The 15,600-nt window shown below is 68.6% G+C and carries 9 protein-coding genes and 1 pseudogene; 6 read left to right on the top strand and 4 right to left on the bottom strand.

Translation table 11 applies throughout. The features are described 5' to 3' along the window. Positions 1 to 21 precede the first annotated feature (21 nt). The 3 genes from OG361_RS07210 to OG361_RS07220 are packed head-to-tail and all read left to right on the top strand — an operon-like array spanning position 22 to position 3,340. Positions 22 to 1,737: a carbamoyltransferase C-terminal domain-containing protein gene (locus OG361_RS07210; RefSeq protein WP_405852507.1), complete on the top strand. Its 1,716-nt coding sequence runs from the start codon at positions 22 to 24 to the stop codon at positions 1,735 to 1,737. A gap of 5 nt (positions 1,738 to 1,742) precedes the next feature. Then, the gene (locus OG361_RS07215; RefSeq protein ID WP_405852509.1) at positions 1,743 to 2,357 is read left to right on the top strand and encodes an HD domain-containing protein; all 615 of its coding nucleotides are present in this window, start codon (positions 1,743 to 1,745) and stop codon (positions 2,355 to 2,357) included. Continuing rightward, a complete protein-coding gene (locus tag OG361_RS07220; RefSeq protein WP_405852510.1) occupies positions 2,354 to 3,340 on the top strand; it encodes a glycosyltransferase in 987 nt (328 codons plus the stop codon). The genes OG361_RS07215 and OG361_RS07220 overlap by 4 nt, the downstream gene beginning before the upstream one ends. Before the next feature lie 7 nt (positions 3,341 to 3,347). On the opposite strand, the gene gltX is transcribed toward OG361_RS07220, so the two are convergent. Next, positions 3,348 to 4,721, bottom strand: a complete 1,374-nt coding sequence (gltX, locus tag OG361_RS07225; RefSeq protein WP_405862127.1) for a glutamate--tRNA ligase — start codon at positions 4,719 to 4,721, stop codon at positions 3,348 to 3,350. Positions 4,722 to 5,165: 444 nt separating this feature from the next. On the opposite strand from gltX, the pseudogene OG361_RS07230 reads away from it, so the two are divergent. After that, positions 5,166 to 5,652: pseudogene (locus OG361_RS07230) on the top strand (DUF2199 domain-containing protein). Positions 5,653 to 6,033: 381 nt separating this feature from the next. Here the strand turns inward: OG361_RS07230 and OG361_RS07235 are convergent. Together OG361_RS07235 and OG361_RS07240 are read right to left on the bottom strand one after the other, a co-directional pair. Continuing rightward, positions 6,034 to 9,981, bottom strand: a complete 3,948-nt coding sequence (locus OG361_RS07235) for a CHAT domain-containing protein (protein ID WP_405852511.1) — start codon at positions 9,979 to 9,981, stop codon at positions 6,034 to 6,036. A 209-nt stretch (positions 9,982 to 10,190) separates the two neighbouring features. Beyond that, positions 10,191 to 10,946 carry a transposase family protein gene (locus tag OG361_RS07240; RefSeq protein WP_405852512.1) on the bottom strand — a complete coding sequence of 252 codons (756 nt, stop codon included), beginning with the start codon at positions 10,944 to 10,946 and terminating at the stop codon, positions 10,191 to 10,193. 1,052 nt (positions 10,947 to 11,998) lie between these two features. On the opposite strand from OG361_RS07240, the gene OG361_RS07245 reads away from it, so the two are divergent. Next, positions 11,999 to 13,141, top strand: a complete 1,143-nt coding sequence (locus tag OG361_RS07245) for a tyrosine-type recombinase/integrase (RefSeq protein WP_405852513.1) — start codon at positions 11,999 to 12,001, stop codon at positions 13,139 to 13,141. Here OG361_RS07245 and OG361_RS07250 read toward each other — a convergent pair. Then, positions 13,089 to 14,498: a peptidase C39 family protein gene (locus tag OG361_RS07250; RefSeq protein ID WP_405852514.1), complete on the bottom strand. Its 1,410-nt coding sequence runs from the start codon at positions 14,496 to 14,498 to the stop codon at positions 13,089 to 13,091. The genes OG361_RS07245 and OG361_RS07250 overlap by 53 nt on opposite strands. Positions 14,499 to 14,760: 262 nt before the next feature. Here OG361_RS07250 and OG361_RS07255 point away from each other — a divergent pair, with 262 nt between their 5' ends. Next, a complete protein-coding gene (locus tag OG361_RS07255) occupies positions 14,761 to 15,390 on the top strand; it encodes a uridine kinase (protein WP_405852516.1) in 630 nt (209 codons plus the stop codon). Positions 15,391 to 15,600: the final 210 nt, after the last annotated feature.

Genomic DNA, 15,600 nt, shown 5'->3' on the forward strand with positions numbered 1-15,600 from the left:
CCAGACCGGAGGTACACCACCATGCCCGCAGTCCTCGGACTGAACTTCCACCACGACACCAGCGCCGCCTTAGTCGTCGACGGCCGCCTCTACGCGGCCGAAGAGGAACGCTGGAGCGGCGTCAAGCACAACCACCCCACCCGCAAGGGCACGCTCACCGCCCCGACCCGCGCGCTCCAGTGGTGTCTGGAGGCCGCCGGCCTCGAACCCCAGGACATCGACGCCGTCTGGGCCGCCTCCATGCGCCCCAACCCCGCCGCTGGCTGGTGGTTGGCCGAGGAGCGAGACGAACTCGCCGCCCTCCTGCCCGCCCCGCTCGGCGAACACCTCCGCCTCCTCTCCCACCACACGGCCCACGTGCTCTCCGGCTACCTGCTCTCCGGCCACGACCACGCGGCGGGCCTCGTCATCGACGCCGGCGGCTCCTCCCTCGGCTCCGACTTCGGCCCGGGCCGCGAGCGCATTACGGGGTACGACCTGCGACCCGATCGCATCGACCGCCTCCACCAGGGCATCCCGACCGTCGTCCCCAGCCCGGCGGGGCCCCGGCGCGTCCACTCCTCCCTCGGGCACCTCTACCGGAACCTCGCCCGGCGAGTTATCCCTCCCGGCGACGAGCCCGAGGGCAGCATGATGGCGCTGGCGTCCTTCGGCGATCCCCAGCGCTACGGAGCCCAGATCCGAGACCTAGTCCAGCTCGGCGACGACGGCGAGGTCCGCATCGACCACCCCTGGGGCTCGGCGGACAGCAGCACACCACTGCTGCTCGGCGGCCGTGCCTGGACCGCCGACAACGTCGCGGAGCAGCCGGAACTCAAGCGGGCCGACCTCGCCGCCGCAACCCAGGAGGTCTTCGCCGAATCGGTTGTTCACATCGCCCGCCACCTGCAACGGCTCACCAGGAGCTCGACGTTGGTGTTCTCAGGCGGGTGTGCCCTGAACTCCCACCTCAACGGCCAGTTGGCCGCCGACAGCGGCTTCGACACCCTGTTCGTGGCACCGGCCCCGCACGACGCGGGCACCGCCGTGGGCGCGGCGCTGTACGGCTGGCACTACCAGCTCGGCCAGGAGCGCCTCCCGGTGCCGACCGACGCGGCCTGGGGCCCGGACCCGGGCTCCCTGCCGACGACGGCGGTGCCGACCGGATACCGCGCACTTACCGGCCTCGGTCCGGGACTGACGCCCGCGGTGGCCGCGCTGCTCGCGGAACACCACATCGTCGGCTGGGTACAGGGGCAGCTCGAGTTCGGCCCGCGAGCACTCGGTCATCGCTCGATCCTCGCCCATCCCGGCCACGCCGCCACGCGTGACCGACTCAACGCGATCAAGAAGCGAGCCACGTACCGCCCCTTCGCCCCGGCCGTCCTCGCCGAGCACGCCACGGAGTGGTTCATGTCGGCCGGCGACCCCTTCATGAACCGTGTCGCCCACGTCCGCCGGTGCCGAGCGGACCGCATCGCCGCAGTCGCCCACCACGACGGCACGGCCCGCGTCCAGTGCGTCGCCGCCGACCACCTGGGCCTGCGTGAACTCCTGGAGCAGTTCCACGACCGCACCGGACTGCCGCTGCTGCTGAACACCTCCTTCAACCGCAAGGGCACCCCGATCCTGCGGACCGCCGAACAGGCCGTGGCAGCGGCGGCGGACCTAGGCCTCGACGCCCTGGCCGTCGGCGACACCCTGCTGCTCGCCGACCACGTGCCCGACCCCCGTGCCACGACCCTCCGTACGAGGTGAGGCGGATGAACCCCATCGACCTGGACCACGTCCTGACCGTGCTCGGCGCCGCCGCGTGGGGCACGGACGAGCAGTCCCGCGCCCGCGTCGCCGGCGCCCTCGCGCTCACCGTCTACGACGGCCGCACCCGCGACCAGGGCACCCCGTACCTGGAACACCCGCTGGCCGTCGTCACGTTCTTGCGCACCGAGATCAGGGGCAGCCACCCCGAGACCCTCCTCCTCGCCGTCCTCCACGACGCCCTGGAAGTGGCCCCCGAATCGGAGGCGCTGCTCGTCCAGCACGTCGGCGCCCCGTTCACCAGTCGCCTGCGGGCGATGACGGCCGACCACCGCCTCGAACAGCGCCCCAAGGCCGTCGGCGACGAGACCCGCTGGCGCTTCAAGCAGGCCGCGCTCCCGCCCGAGGACCTCCTCGTCCGCCTCGCCGACCGCCTCCACAACCTGCGCGATCTCGCCGCCTCGCCCAACCTCGACCGGCGCCGACGCTTCCTCCAGAGCCTGGAGGACTTCTACCTCCCGCTCGCCGAAGCCGCCCGTGGCCTCAGCCCCCAGCTGGAGGCCATGCACGCGCTGCTCCACGCCGAGTACGTCCAACAGCAACAGGAGGTACGTCCGTGAAGCGGGTCGTCTACTCGATGGAGGCGGTCGGCCGGACCGGCGGCCGGGTCTACCTGCGGATGCTCCACGAGGCGACGGCCGACGACGTGGAGTGGCGCACGGTCCCGGACCACAAGCGCACCTACCGCGTCCGCCGCTGGCGCAAGCTCCGCCACCTCGCCCGCCTGGCCCCGACGGTCCGGGCGTTGGACGACGCCAGCGGCACGTTCGTGTGGGACGACCTGAGCCTGCTGCTCTTCACACCCGAGATGCGGGCCCGCACAGTCTTCCTCCTTCACCACTACGAGCCGTTGCAGCACGACTCGGCCCCCGTCGAGGCCATGCTCTGGGAACGGCTGTTCCAGCTGCTACCGCAGTGCGCCGCCGTAGTGTGCGTCGCCCCGTACTGGGCCGACTTCCTCCGCACCCGAGGCGTCCGCGACGTACGGGTGATCTACAACGCCTTCGACATAACCGAGGTCGAGCGGGCACGCGGCTTCGACCGAGCCGAGTGCCGCGCGGAGTTCGGCCTGGCCCCGGACATGATCGGCGTCTACGCGGGCAAAGCCGTGCACTGGAAGGGCATCGAGAGGGTCTCGGCGGCCCTGGCCGACGCTCCCGGGCTACGTGTGATCACCAGCGGCAGCAACACCATCGGCTTCGACGGCGCGCACTTCGACGTGGAGCGTGAGCGGTATTTGCGGCTGCTCTGCGCCTGCGACGTCGGCGTCTTCCTCCCCCGTATGCGGGAGGGCTGGAGCCGTTGCGCGGCCGAGGCCCTGCTGCTCGGCCTGCCCTGCCTCATCCGCCCGGTGGCCGGCCTGGGCGACCTCGCCGCGCTGACCGGCCAGCCGACCCCAGACCTCGGCCGCCTGCGGGCGCAGGTCCGGGAACGCGCGACGGCGCGCCAAACCGAGACCAAGGCCGCGTACGAGGCCCTGGCCCGGTTCGACCTGAACTACTTCGGCAACGCCTGGGGCGACCTCCTCGCGAAGGTCGCCTGACCAGCGGCTACGCCTGCGCGGCCAGCTTCTTGCTAGCGGCGTCCAGACGGGCCAGCACGCGGTCCCGGCCGAGCATCTCCATGGACTCGAACAGCGGGAGTCCGATCGTCCGGCCGGTGACCGCGACCCGGATGGGCGCCTGGGCCTTGCCCAGCTTGAGGCCGTGCTTCTCGCCGACAGCGAGCAGGACGGCCTTCAGGTCGTCCGCCTTCCAGTCCTCGACGGTGGCCAGCTCGGCGCGGGTGTCCGACAGGATGTCGCTCGCGCCCGCCTTCATCGCCTTGTTCCACGACGCCTCGTCCTCGATCGGCTCGTCGAGGAACAGGAAGTCCACGTAGCTGGTGATCTCCGATAGCAGCGCAATCCGGGTCTGAGCCAGCGACGCCGCCGCCTCGAAGACGTCCTTGTCGAACGCATCCGGGGCCCACGGCGCGTACGGGGCGACGAGCCACGGCGCGCACGCGGCGGCGAACTGCTCCGGCGCCAAGGCGCGGATGTAGTCGCCGTTGAACGCCGTCAGCTTCTTCACGTCGAAGAAGGCAGGCGCGGTGTTGACGTCCTCGATCCGGAAGAGCTGCTCCAGCTCCTCGTACGGCATGATCTCCCGGTCGTCGCCAGGGCCCCAGCCGAGGAGCATGAGGTAGTTCACCATCGCCTCGGGCAGGAAGCCCTCGGCGAGGTAGTCCTCGAGTGCGACCTTGTCACGGCGCTTGGACAGCTTCTGCCGCTTCTCGTTCACGATCACCGGAAGGTGCGCCCACACCGGCGGCTTGGTACCGAGCGCCTCCCACAGCAGCTGCTGCTTCGGCGTGTTCGACAGGTGCTCCTCACCCCGGATGACCTGCGTGATGCCCTCGTCCAGGTCGTCGACCACGTTCGCGATCAAGAAGACCGGGGACCCGTCACCGCGGGCGATCACGAAGTCCTCGATCGCGCTGTTCGGGAACGCCGGCTCCCCACGAATCAGGTCGACCACGACGGTCTCGCCCTCGTCCGGCGTCCGGAACCGCAGCGCCCGGCCCTCTTCGAAGGCCAGCCCCCGGTCGCGGCAGAACCCGTCGTACCCGAGGTGGTCCGACCCGGTGCGCTCCTTCAACTGCTCCCGGGTGCAGTCGCAGTAGTACGCCCGGCCAGCCGCGAAGAGCTGCTGGGCCGCCTCGCGGTGCCGGTCGGCGTTATGCGACTGGAAGTACGGCCCCTCGAAGGCCGTGTCCTCGCCATGGATGCCGATCGCCGCGAGCGCGTTGATGATCCCGTCGATCCACTCCGGCTTGTTCCGGGCCGCGTCGGTGTCCTCGATCCGCAGGACGAACGTGCCGCCGGACTGTCGCGCCACGGCCCAGTTGTAGAGAGCGGACCGTGCACCACCGACATGGAACATGCCGGTCGGGGACGGGGCGAAACGAACGCGAACCGGAGCAGTAGACATGCGCTCCAGGGTACCGACGCCGGACACCCCCTCTGGACCGCCCCGCCTGCCCTCGCACCATCGTTTTCCAGCCTTCCTCGCCTCCTACTCGTACGCCTCCTTCCACCTCTCACATCGGTCATCGGTTCCTTGCCCCAGGGCCGTTCACCGCACCAAGTGACAGCAGCGAGGGCCGTGATTCCAGAGCACAAGGTGATCATGAGTTCAACGCGCTGTGATGAACGCCTCCGCCTCGCGTCCTTGTGGCTTCCCACCGCGGTCAGCTGGCCGGCGTCGACCCGGCGTGCGTCTTTGCTGCAGAGCGTGACTGTCCGAGTGCATCGCTAGGCTCCCGCCATAACCAGCGATCTCGGATTCACCTGCACGTGCTGCGGCAGCCACCACGGCGAGCTGCCGATGAACTACTCCGCCGCCGCCCCCTACGTCTCGGACCCGAGTTTCGCCGATGCCCCCGGCTGCCTGCTCTCCTCGGATTCAGTGCGTCATCAAGGCGCAGCACTACTTCGTCAAGGGTCTGATCGAGATACCGGTCATCGGCAGCGACGAGGTCTTCTCCTGGGGTGTCTGGGTCTCCCTCAGCCGTGAGAACTTCTCCCGGGCGGCCGACCTGTGGGACAAGCCCGGGCGCGAGTCGGAGAAGCCGTACGTCGGCTGGCTCACCACTGAGCTGGCGACCTACGCCCCCAGCACCATCAACCTGAAGACCAACGTCCACACCCGCCCGATCGGCGAGCGGCCCCTCATCGAGCTCGAACCCACCGACCACCTGCTCGCTGTCGAACAGCGCGCCGGCATCACCAGAGACCGTGTGCGCGAGATCGCCGAGACCGTGCTGCATTCCACCAACAGTGCTCTGCATGACGAGCACGAGGACGCCCACTAGCCCGCAGACTTCAGCTACAGCGCACTCCAGCCTCCGAACGAGGCGCCTGTTCGGCGAACGGCTTCACCTCGGCCCAGCACAGGCCGACACCCCTCAGCGGCTGATGCTGACGCGCGTGCGACAGGGAGTTCTGATGGATCCCGCAGATGATCTTGCCCGGAGGATCGAGGAGATCAGACGGTTGCTGGCGGACGCCGAACCTGACTCGCTGCGTTCCAGCTACCTTGCCGATCCCTCGGGAGGACGCGCTGTCCTGCAGGGTTCAACGGCTCCAGCTCTCGTCTCCGAGTGGTACAGCAACCATCCACAGACTCGAAGGAGTAGCAGGAGCGAGCGTCCGATTGGTCACATGACGCCCGAAGATGGTGCTGAATGGCGTAGTCATGCGCCCACGAGTACGTAGGAAGCCCAATAGAAGGGGTCCTCGAAGGGACATGCGTCCTGATCGAGCACACCGGTGAGTGCGGCTTCGGCTTTCCGTAGGGCGGTCGGATTGTCTGCTGTCTTGACGGTAGCGAGGACGCTGCGGCAGAACTGGGCAAGTTCGCGTGCGGTTGCGGCTCGCAGCCACAGCTGGGCCTCTCGCAGCGCCCTGGCGGGGTTCGGAGGCGCCTTCTCGCCGTTCGCGGGGAATAGCAGCGCATAGAAGCGGGCCATCAGCAGTGCACTGGACACGTCGCTCACCTTCCATAGCGAGGCGACCACGGCAGCTGAGCCTGCCTGCAGTAGACCGGTGGCCAGTCCCGTCGCCTCGTCCGGGAGCACGGTCGAGGTCGTACCCGTCCGACACGCGGAAGCGACGACGAGGCGGACCCTGCGGAAAGCCCGGCGGCTCATAATCTCACCGAGGGTGAAACGAGCGCCCCCCGCAACCACGAGCGCGGACTCCAGCGGCTGGTCGGAGCGGAAGTCGGCATGGCAGGCGAAATGCACAAAGTCTGCGTCCCGTACGGCTTTGTCGACCTGCGCTATCGAGGCCTCGTCGCCGAGAAGGAGGGTGCGGGTATAGGTGTCCGGCAGCAGTGCGGCGACGGCAACCAGCTCTGACCGGGCGAATGGCAGGTCGCCTGTGGGATCGCCGACCCCAGTGAAACTGCCCGGCACGCGGCCTTCCGCCCCAGCGGCGTGGGAGGCGGCGAGTGCCTGAGCAGAGGGCACCATGACCGTTTCGTGATCGGTGAGCAAACAGTGTCCAGACTGGTCGTACGGCACTGAGGGCAGCGGGAAAAGGCTGAGGAGTCCGCAGGGGACGAGCGCAACGCGGTCGGGGCGAAGGTGTACAAGTCGTTCGGCAAGGGGAGCGGCGAGGCGTTCGCCGAGCAACCGCATCCATACCGGCAACTGGGCCTTGAATTCCTTCTTCGCCGTCTCCTGGGTGGTTAGGTAGCCCGGTAGCCGCCGATCTGGTCGTTTCGGATCGGCAGTGCCGGTGGCCAGGTGCGCCACGGTGTCTCGGGTCAGGTCCGGCAGGGTCCAGCCATCGATATGAAGTTCTCCTTGGGCGTCATAGGCGGCCACGAGGGCTTCGGTGGCCTCGCTCCCGGGCAGTAGGTAGACCAGTGGCTGCCGCGGGCGGACGGCTTTCTCGACGGTTTCCATTCCGGGTGGCAGTAGGAATTGTGCGAACCCGTCGACTTTCCTGACTCGGAGGACGGCCGCCTCGAGGCGGTCAGCAACACGCTCGGCCTCGGCGAGCAAGTGGAGGTGTTCCTGTTCGGTCTCCGCGGCTTGGTCGATGGGCTGCTGTCGATCCCGGGACCTGGTGCGGGCGCTGACCGCTCGTTCTGCTGCCTCGATGGCCGCGGCGGCTTCAGCGGCGGCGCGGTACTCCTCGTATGCGGCAGGATCGGCCTCGGCGACCTGGGTCAGGTCCGCGCGGTCGCGGGCGAGCGCTTCGGCGAGTTCCCGGGCGCGGCCCCGCTCAAGCGTCAACAGCGCTTCCTTTGTCTGGCCAGTCCTTAGCAGGGCAACCACCGTCACTTCGGTGAGCCGATGCAGCTGCACCGATTCCACCTGCTTGCTGGCCCGCAGCAGCGCGGCGCGGTAACTGAACTCGAAGGATGCCAGGCCCCGAAGACCCGTCTTGGCCGCTTCGTCCCAGAGACCGAGCCGGGCAAGAGACCCGGCGACGAAGGTCATGACCGTGTACGAGGTGTGCACGACGCCCTCGTCCTCCAGCACTTCGAGAATCCGCTTACCGAGCTTGAGCAGCTCCTGTGTGCGTGCGGCTTCATCCTGGCCCGGAGCGAAGTTGAGGAGGTCACAAAGCCCCATAGCGGAGCGTGCCCACTCCACACGGGTGCCGGCCGACTCCATGGCGTGCATGCCTTCTCGCAGATACCGCTCCGCCTCTGCTTCATGACTGGCGGCTTCGGGATCCGTGTGGGCGCGGCTCTCGTGAGCCCTCATCATCAGGGCCGAGCCGAGTCCGCTGGTGCACCACGCCCACAGCCAGGGATCGGAGTCGCGATCGATGACGTCGAGTGCGGCCCTGAAGTGCCGGGCCGCCCGCCGGTGATCGGGCTCTCTTGAAGTGTGCGGATCGACGAAGGTCGCCCCTAGATTGGCCTGGATACCGGCCCACCTGAGAGGATCGGCGCGCCGGTCAAAGACCTCCGCTGCGGCGAGATAGGCGGTGACTGCCGCTTGCAGATGCTCTTCTGAGGCGGCTCTGTCGTAGAGATCACCGGCCAGTTGGCTGTAGGCGTTGGCGAGGGTGAGCTGGCTGAGTGCCCAGTCGTACGGCATGTCCTCGCGGGTGTGTGCGCTGAGACTGAGCCGGTAGTGGTGGATGGCCCGCCGTAGGTTTTCCTCGCTGGCTCCGTGCCAGCGGCGGTTGGCGTACGCGACGCCGAGATTGTGCTGTACGGAACCCCAGCTGGCCCGCTGCTGCTCTGGGTCGAGTAGCTGGGCGGCACGGGTGAGCTCCTCGATCGCGCGGTCGCTGTTGTCGGAACGGCGTCCCTCGATGCGCGCGTTGTACAGGTCGCCCAGCACCAGCCTGGCATTGGCCTCCGCCACGTCGTCCCCCTGATCGAGCCGGGCTTGGAGAGCATCGTTCGCACATCGCAGCGCGCGTTCGATGTTCTCCCGGTGGCCTCCTCGGGGCCTGCGCTTCAGCGCCTCGGCGAGCGTAAGGAGCGGTTCGGCCCGGTCTTGCGGGGACTGGTCGGGGTCAAGTTCCAGCGAGCGTTCGAGGTGGGTCACGGCGGCCTCAAGATTTGCCGCCCGGTCCCCAGTCATCCGGACCTTGTACGCCGCCCCCAGCAGGTGGTGCGCCGGCGCAACGAGTTCGGCGGAGGCTTCCGGTCCGAGGGCAGTCAAGGCATCCTCGACGGTGCCGATCACGAGCTCTGTGTCCGCGGACGTCGTGGTGTTCAGCTCGTTGAACAGCCACCCGGCCAGGTGGAGCCGGAGAAGGGCAGCCCCTCTCGGGGTGCCGCCGACCATAGGAGCCTCGGTCAGGAGGTATTTGAGCCGCTCGACGCGGCGCTGGCTGTCACTCTCCTCCTGCACCCAGGCCATTGCCTCTTCCAGGGACTTTGCCTTGTCCTGCCGCTGCTCGGCGTGGGCAAGTAGCTGGCTGGTCGACACGACCCTCGCCGCGATGCCTTCCGCTTCGTCCTGCTGCCCCGCCTCGCTCAACAGCCGGTGAGCCTCGCGGAAGTCATCAACCGCGCTAGACAATTCCTGCTGGGCGGAGCCAGGACCGCGGCTGGCCGTAATGCGCGCGAATCCCAGGTACTTGAAGAGCCGGGCGCGCTGCGCTTGTGTTTCCCCATCCTCCGGCGCCTCCGCCAGCAGTTCCGGGATCGCCTCGATGATGTGCAGCGACCACCGCCAGGGCCGGTCCTCCGGTGCGCGAGCCAGCAGCGTTTCGACCAGGGTCTGCAGAACCATCGCCCGCACGACGGTCCCGCGTGCAGCCTCGGAGGCCGCCGCCCGCAGGATCTCCACGGCTCGCTCGGCGTCTTCGGCATTCTCCGTGAGCCCCTGGCGTTCGCGCAGGGCGACCGCCAGACTGTGCATCGCCAGCGTCCGGACGCTCGATCCTGCAGGCGCGGCCACGACGGAGGCCTCATAGTGGGCCAGGGCTGCGGACAGATCGGCGGGACGATGGGTGCGCTGGTACCGGCGGAGCCTTGCTTCTCCCGCCCGGTCCCACCACACGCAACACCACGTCGCGCTGGCCTGCCTGAACAGCGGGTGTGCCACCACCGCTTCGCAGGCTCTGAGGTGGGCCTCGAGATCGCGCGGGAGGGAGGTATCGCCCAGCTGCCAACTGGCTGCAAGCGCCGTGTTGACGAACGGGAAGAGTTCGTAGGGCACGCCGTGGGTATCCACCCTCAGACCTCGCCGGACTGCTGTGAGGTCTCGGAGGCTTCCGAAGACACTCCCGGCCCCGACTCGGGAGGTTCGGCCGGTTCCTGCTGCTTGTCGACAGGCTGATAGCCTCCACGGTCATCGTTGCCGAGCAGGTCAAGCAGCATCTGCTCGGTGCTGGGCTCCTTACCTGGTTCCTTGAGCCTTTTCCAACCTCACGCTGACGCGTGGTGAAGGACGAGGACGGCCTGGATGATCGCTGTGATGCGGTTGGTGCTGCAGCGGAGCTTCCGTAGGAGACGCCAGCGCTTCAGGGTGGCCATGGCCTGCTCGCCGAGGCAGCGGATCTTGGCGTGTGTGCTGTTGTGGCGGCGCTGCCACCGCTTGAGGCGACGGCCGCGGAAGGGCACCCGGATGGAGCCGCCGGCGCCCTGGTATGCCTTGTCGGCCCAGCACTTGAGGCCGGCGTCGGTGAGTGCTTCGACGATGCCGTGGGTGCGGGCGGCGGTCAGGTCGTGGGTGGAGCCGGGCAGCGCGGGCGAGGCCCACAGCAGGCGTCCGAACGGGTCGGTGAGGACTTGGATGTTCATGCCGTGGCGCTTGTGTTTGCCTGAGTAGTACGGGGTGTCGGCGGCGATCCGGTCGATCGGCAGCAGGGTGCCGTCCAGGATCACGAACGCCTTGGTCCGCGCGATGCGCATCGCCTCGGCCAGGGTGGGCGCGAGCGCGGCCAGCACGTCGACGGCCTCGCGTATGTAGCGGTATGCGGTCGCGATGCCGATACCGAACCCGGCGGCGAGCTGGGCGTAGGTGTCACCGCACCGCAGATGGGCCAGGGCGAGGAGAGCCTGACGACCGGCGGTCAGACGCCGCCACCGGGTCCCGATCTTCCCTCGCCGGGCAGCGAGTCGTCCGGTCAGGTACCGCAGGGTGCGACTGGACAGGTCGATCGACGACGGGTAGACGAGCACACGAAGCTCCTGGTGGCTACGGGCGATCTTGGTCGAGAACCCGTCTACCAGGAGCTTCGTCGTTCCGCAGATCCGTCCAACACGCGGCCAGCGCGGTCAGGTTGGAAAAGACTCAGTAGAGCGGCGCCAAGGAACAGCTCCCTCGCGCAGACAGCAGTTGCAAGGCGTATCGCACCGGCGGGGGAACAGCTGACGTGCTGTGTGAACGGATGCTGCCGAAGCCTTCGGGCGAATGACGGGAGGTCAGCCATCTTCACGGCGGCGACCCAGAGGAGCGCCGCGCCTACTACGAGGCTTGCTGCCCATGCGCGTAGTGAACGGTGCGGCATTCCGCCGTCGCTATGCGCTCCGAGCGCCGTGCCGAAGGCAAACGCAGTGATTGATCCGACGGCGACAAACAGTGACTTGGTGGGAGTCCAACCGCCCGTCGGTATCGCTTCCGCTGGGATACGGAGCACGGCCATGGCGGCACCCCCGGGCTGTGACTGTGACCAACGTTTCATGCTCCTGCATCAGGCAGAAGCGACGTCACAGGGCATTAGCACATCCATCACAAACGCTACACCGACAGGTTCGCCGTACGCCATCCGAGCACCGCCGTACGCAAGGGGTGGTGAGTGAGCCAGCTTCCCTCGTCTGCTGCCCTTCTCTGTGCCTGGTTGAGTGCGGGAGAAGAGCTGGCACGCGCGCCTGACAGCCTTCCAGAAATACCTCGACTCCCGCAGCCTGCACTGGGAATGCTGGTGGTGGCAAGGCAAGTATCCCGACAACCGAAGATCCCCGACAGAGTCGCTCATTGGATCTTGACACCGCCCTGGGCCCAGCGATTGCGGGGCAAGTCACGTTGGGCGTCGGCGTTGACCAGCTCGGGTGAGCACGAAGGCAGGAAGCGCGACTCGATCTCGACGAGACATGCTCGGACGGTCTAACGGCCTGCGGAAACGTCGGTCGCCAAATCTTCCGGCGCCCGGAGATTTGGCGTGGCCGGAAACATCGACTACAACACCACCCACACCGAAAAACACGGCCAAGGGCCGTGTGAGTAGAGATGGGTGAACAGGTTGGCTCAAATCATCGACAACGGTTCTGCCGCGTCGGGTAAACGGTGGACTGTCCGCTACAGGGAGCCGGGCGGACGCACCGGGCGTCAGCGGGAGAAGTCGTTCGCCCGAAAGAAGGACGCGGTCGACTTCGCCACCAAGATGGAAGGCGACAAGCGCGAGAACATCTACGTCGACCCCGACGCCGGCAAGGTGTCGCTCCGCCGGTACGCGGACGACTGGCTTGCGAAGAAGACCGCTTCCGCCGGCACCCTCGAGTCGTACGAGCGCATCGTCCGTCTCCACGTGGTCCCCCACCTGGGGAGCAAGATGATCTCGCAGGTCACCGCAGCGGACATCGAGGGCCTGTACGCACGCTGGCGCCGGGATGGGGCGGCTCTCAACACCATCGAGTCCCGGCACATCGCCCTCTCGGCGCTGTTCTCCCACGCTGTGCGCCACAGGCGGATTCCCGTGAATCCCATGACGCAGGCCGAGAAGCTGGAGAACCCTGTCATTCCTGTCGACGACAGGAAACTTCCCAGCTTCGAAGAGATAACCACCATCGCCAAGGAGATCGGACCTCGCCTGTCTCCCGCGATATGGCTCATGACGTGTTGCGGACTTCGTATAGGGGAATCCCTGGGAGTCTTCCCGGAGGACATGCGCGACGGCACCCTCCGAATCCGGCGGCAGGTGATTCGCTACAAGGACACCTCCGGAAAGTACACGCCGAAATACGCCCCGTTGAAGCATCGGAAAGAGGGCGAATGGCGTGACATACCCGTGCCTGATTCCCTTGAGCCATTCATCGACCGGCTTCCGATCCGCAATGCGAGCGGCGGAATGCCGTATCCCGATCTTCTGCGCAAGTCGTGGGACCGCGCCATCAGGCGGCTCGAGCTTCCCGCATACAACCCGCACGACTTGCGCCACAAATGGACCACCGTGGCCCTGACCAACGGAGTGTCCATTCACGAGGTGTCTCGCTGGCTCGGACATCGTTCGATCAAGGTCACGGTGGACCGGTACGGCCACCTCACGCAGGACGGCCAGGAGCGCTGCCGTCAGGTCGTCGAGACGACCGTCGGGCCGCACATGCTCACACCAGGCCGAGCGCCTGCAGTGCGCGGTGCTGACTTGGTGCTGACCTGACCGGCCAGAAGAGGTAACAGACACCGCCCGTACCGCCTCTGACCTTGCCGTTCGCGTCGTAGCGCTTGGTGCGGAGCCAGATGTTCTCCCACTCGCGTCGGGCGTAGATCCGGCGCACGGCCTCGTTGTCGGGCGAGGCGGGGTCGTTGGCGATGACGTCGCCGTCCGCCGTGAAGCCGATGACGGTCATCAGATGGCCCGAGGTCCCGTATCCGGCCCCGGTCAGCTCCTCCTTGCGGAAGGACTGGGACGTTATGGCCGGGACGCCCGCCCGGACGAGGGATTCGAGCTCCGTGAGCGAGCGCAGCCGGGTGACCACCGCGTTCATGTCGGGGTACGTGGCCGCGTAGGCGGCGTTGAAGGGCCAGTTGCCGCAGCCCTCGTACTGGTGGTCGTAGGTGAAGCGGGCCGCGTGGCAGACCTGGGGGTCGGCGAAGGACGGGTTCACCCAGGCCAGCTCCTCGGACGAGGGGCGGCGCCCCCAGTACTCGACGATCATCTGGGAGGAGGTCGGGCTGCACCAGGCCTCGCCGCCGTTGTCGTACTCGGGGTACTGCCCGACGTGGGTGTTCTGCGAGTAGCGCGGCACGGGCAGCTCGTGGGCGGGGCCCGGCGCGGAGGCCGGGACGGTGAAGCGGTCCGGGATGTCCGAGGCCATCGCGCCGAGCCGCCAGACCGTCGGGGTGAGGTCGCTCCCCGGGATGCGGTAGAGGGTGAGGCGGAGCCGGTACGAGCGCAGCCGCAGCCCGCTCGCCGCGTCGTCGATCGCGAAGGTGTCGGTCCAGACGGAGCTCTTGCCGTCGGTCTGGTCGTCGACCGAGGTGCGCCGGATGTCGCCGTCGCCGGAGGCCCAGCGGCCCAGCACGTACCAGGGGGTGGCGGTGGTGTCGGAGTAGGTGCCGGACAGCTCGACCTGGAGCCAGGTGCCGGGCGGCGTGTGGGCGTTCCAGGAGGCGATGACCTCGGTGGCGGGCACGGTCGAGGTGTGCAGGGGCGAGGTCCAGCTCGCGTACTCCCAGGCCGTGGTCCGGCCGGTGTGCGGGTCGGCGTACTCGGTGCGGCCCGCGGGCGTGGCGATGACCAGGCCGGGGCGATGGCCGGCGACCGCCTTCGTACCGGCGGGGCTGCCGCACCTCCAGTCGGTGTACGAGGACCAGAAGCGGTTGTCGACGAGTCCGGGCGCCGGTGCGTGGCCCCGGCCGGCGGCCTCGGAGGATGCGGTGGGAGCGCACGCGGCGGCGGCGCAGTCGGGGGCGCCGGCCGGGGCGGCGGCTGCTGGGGCGGCGGTCGCGGCCGTTCCCGCGGCGGCCGCGAGGGCCGCGGCGAGGACGGTTCTGCGCGGGGTGGAGCTGGTCATGGGCGGTGACCCCCAGTCGAGAACGGTGGGCGTACGGACCTGTGGGCCTCGGGCGCGCGGGCCCGTCGGCGTACGGGCGCGCGGAGCCGTCGGCGTACGGTCGTGCGGGCGTGCGGACAGGGCTGCGCGGGCCCACTATCCCGGCTCGCGCGGGCCGTCCGCCAGCACTTCGGCACGCGTCGCCGCACCAATATTGGTCTCGACCACTGACGGTGGTACCTCCCTGACCTGCGACGGTCCCCCACTCCCCTACCCTGGGGCCATGACCGACCTCGACCGCGCGGCAGACGCGCTGCTCCGGCTCCCGCCCTCCTGCGGACCGGTCCGGCTGGTCGCGGTCGACGGCCACGCGGGCTCCGGGAAGTCCACCCTCGCGAGCGGCCTCGCCGCCGCGCTCGGCGGCGCCCCCGTCCTCCGCCTCGACGACCTCGCCACGCACGAGGAGCTCTTCGCGTGGACCGACCGGCTGCGGGAGCAGGTCCTGGAGCCGCTCTCCCGGGGCGGGACCGCGCTCTACCGCCCGTACGACTGGCACCGCCGGAGCTTCGGGGAGGCCCGCGCGCTGCCGCCGGCCCCGGTCGTCCTCGTCGAGGGCGTCGGCGCCGGCCGGAGGGTGGTGCGGCCGTTCCTGGCGTGGCTGCTGTGGATGGAGCGCGGGGCTGAGGAGTCCTGGGTCCGTGGGCGGCATCGGGACGGACCGGAACAGGCCGATTTCTGGGACGGATGGACTCTGGCGGAGACTCGCCATTTCGCCGAGGACCCCTCCCGACCCTTCGCCGACACGCTGGTACGGGAGCGCCAGGAGGGGTACGACTGGCTTCCCGGGCCCACTGTGACAGCGGGCCCGGACCAGATCATCACGCATCGTGACGGCTTCATGTCCGTGAACTGAGGGGCCGGAAGTCCACTTCCGCAAGTGCCTCAACTCCGCTTGACCCAAGGGGCGTACAGGTCTTACGTTCTCAATGTGCGGCTTTTCGGAGCTGCCGCAGACACGAAGCCCCCGGTTGTTCCCCCGTGATCGGGGGCTTCGTTCTGCCCCGACCCCCCTCTCCGGGACCACTTCGCACCCCCTGACGATCACCCAGGGTCACTGCTTCCG

It is taken from the genome of Streptomyces sp. NBC_00090 (assembly GCF_045160815.1).
Classification (GTDB): domain Bacteria; phylum Actinomycetota; class Actinomycetes; order Streptomycetales; family Streptomycetaceae; genus Streptomyces.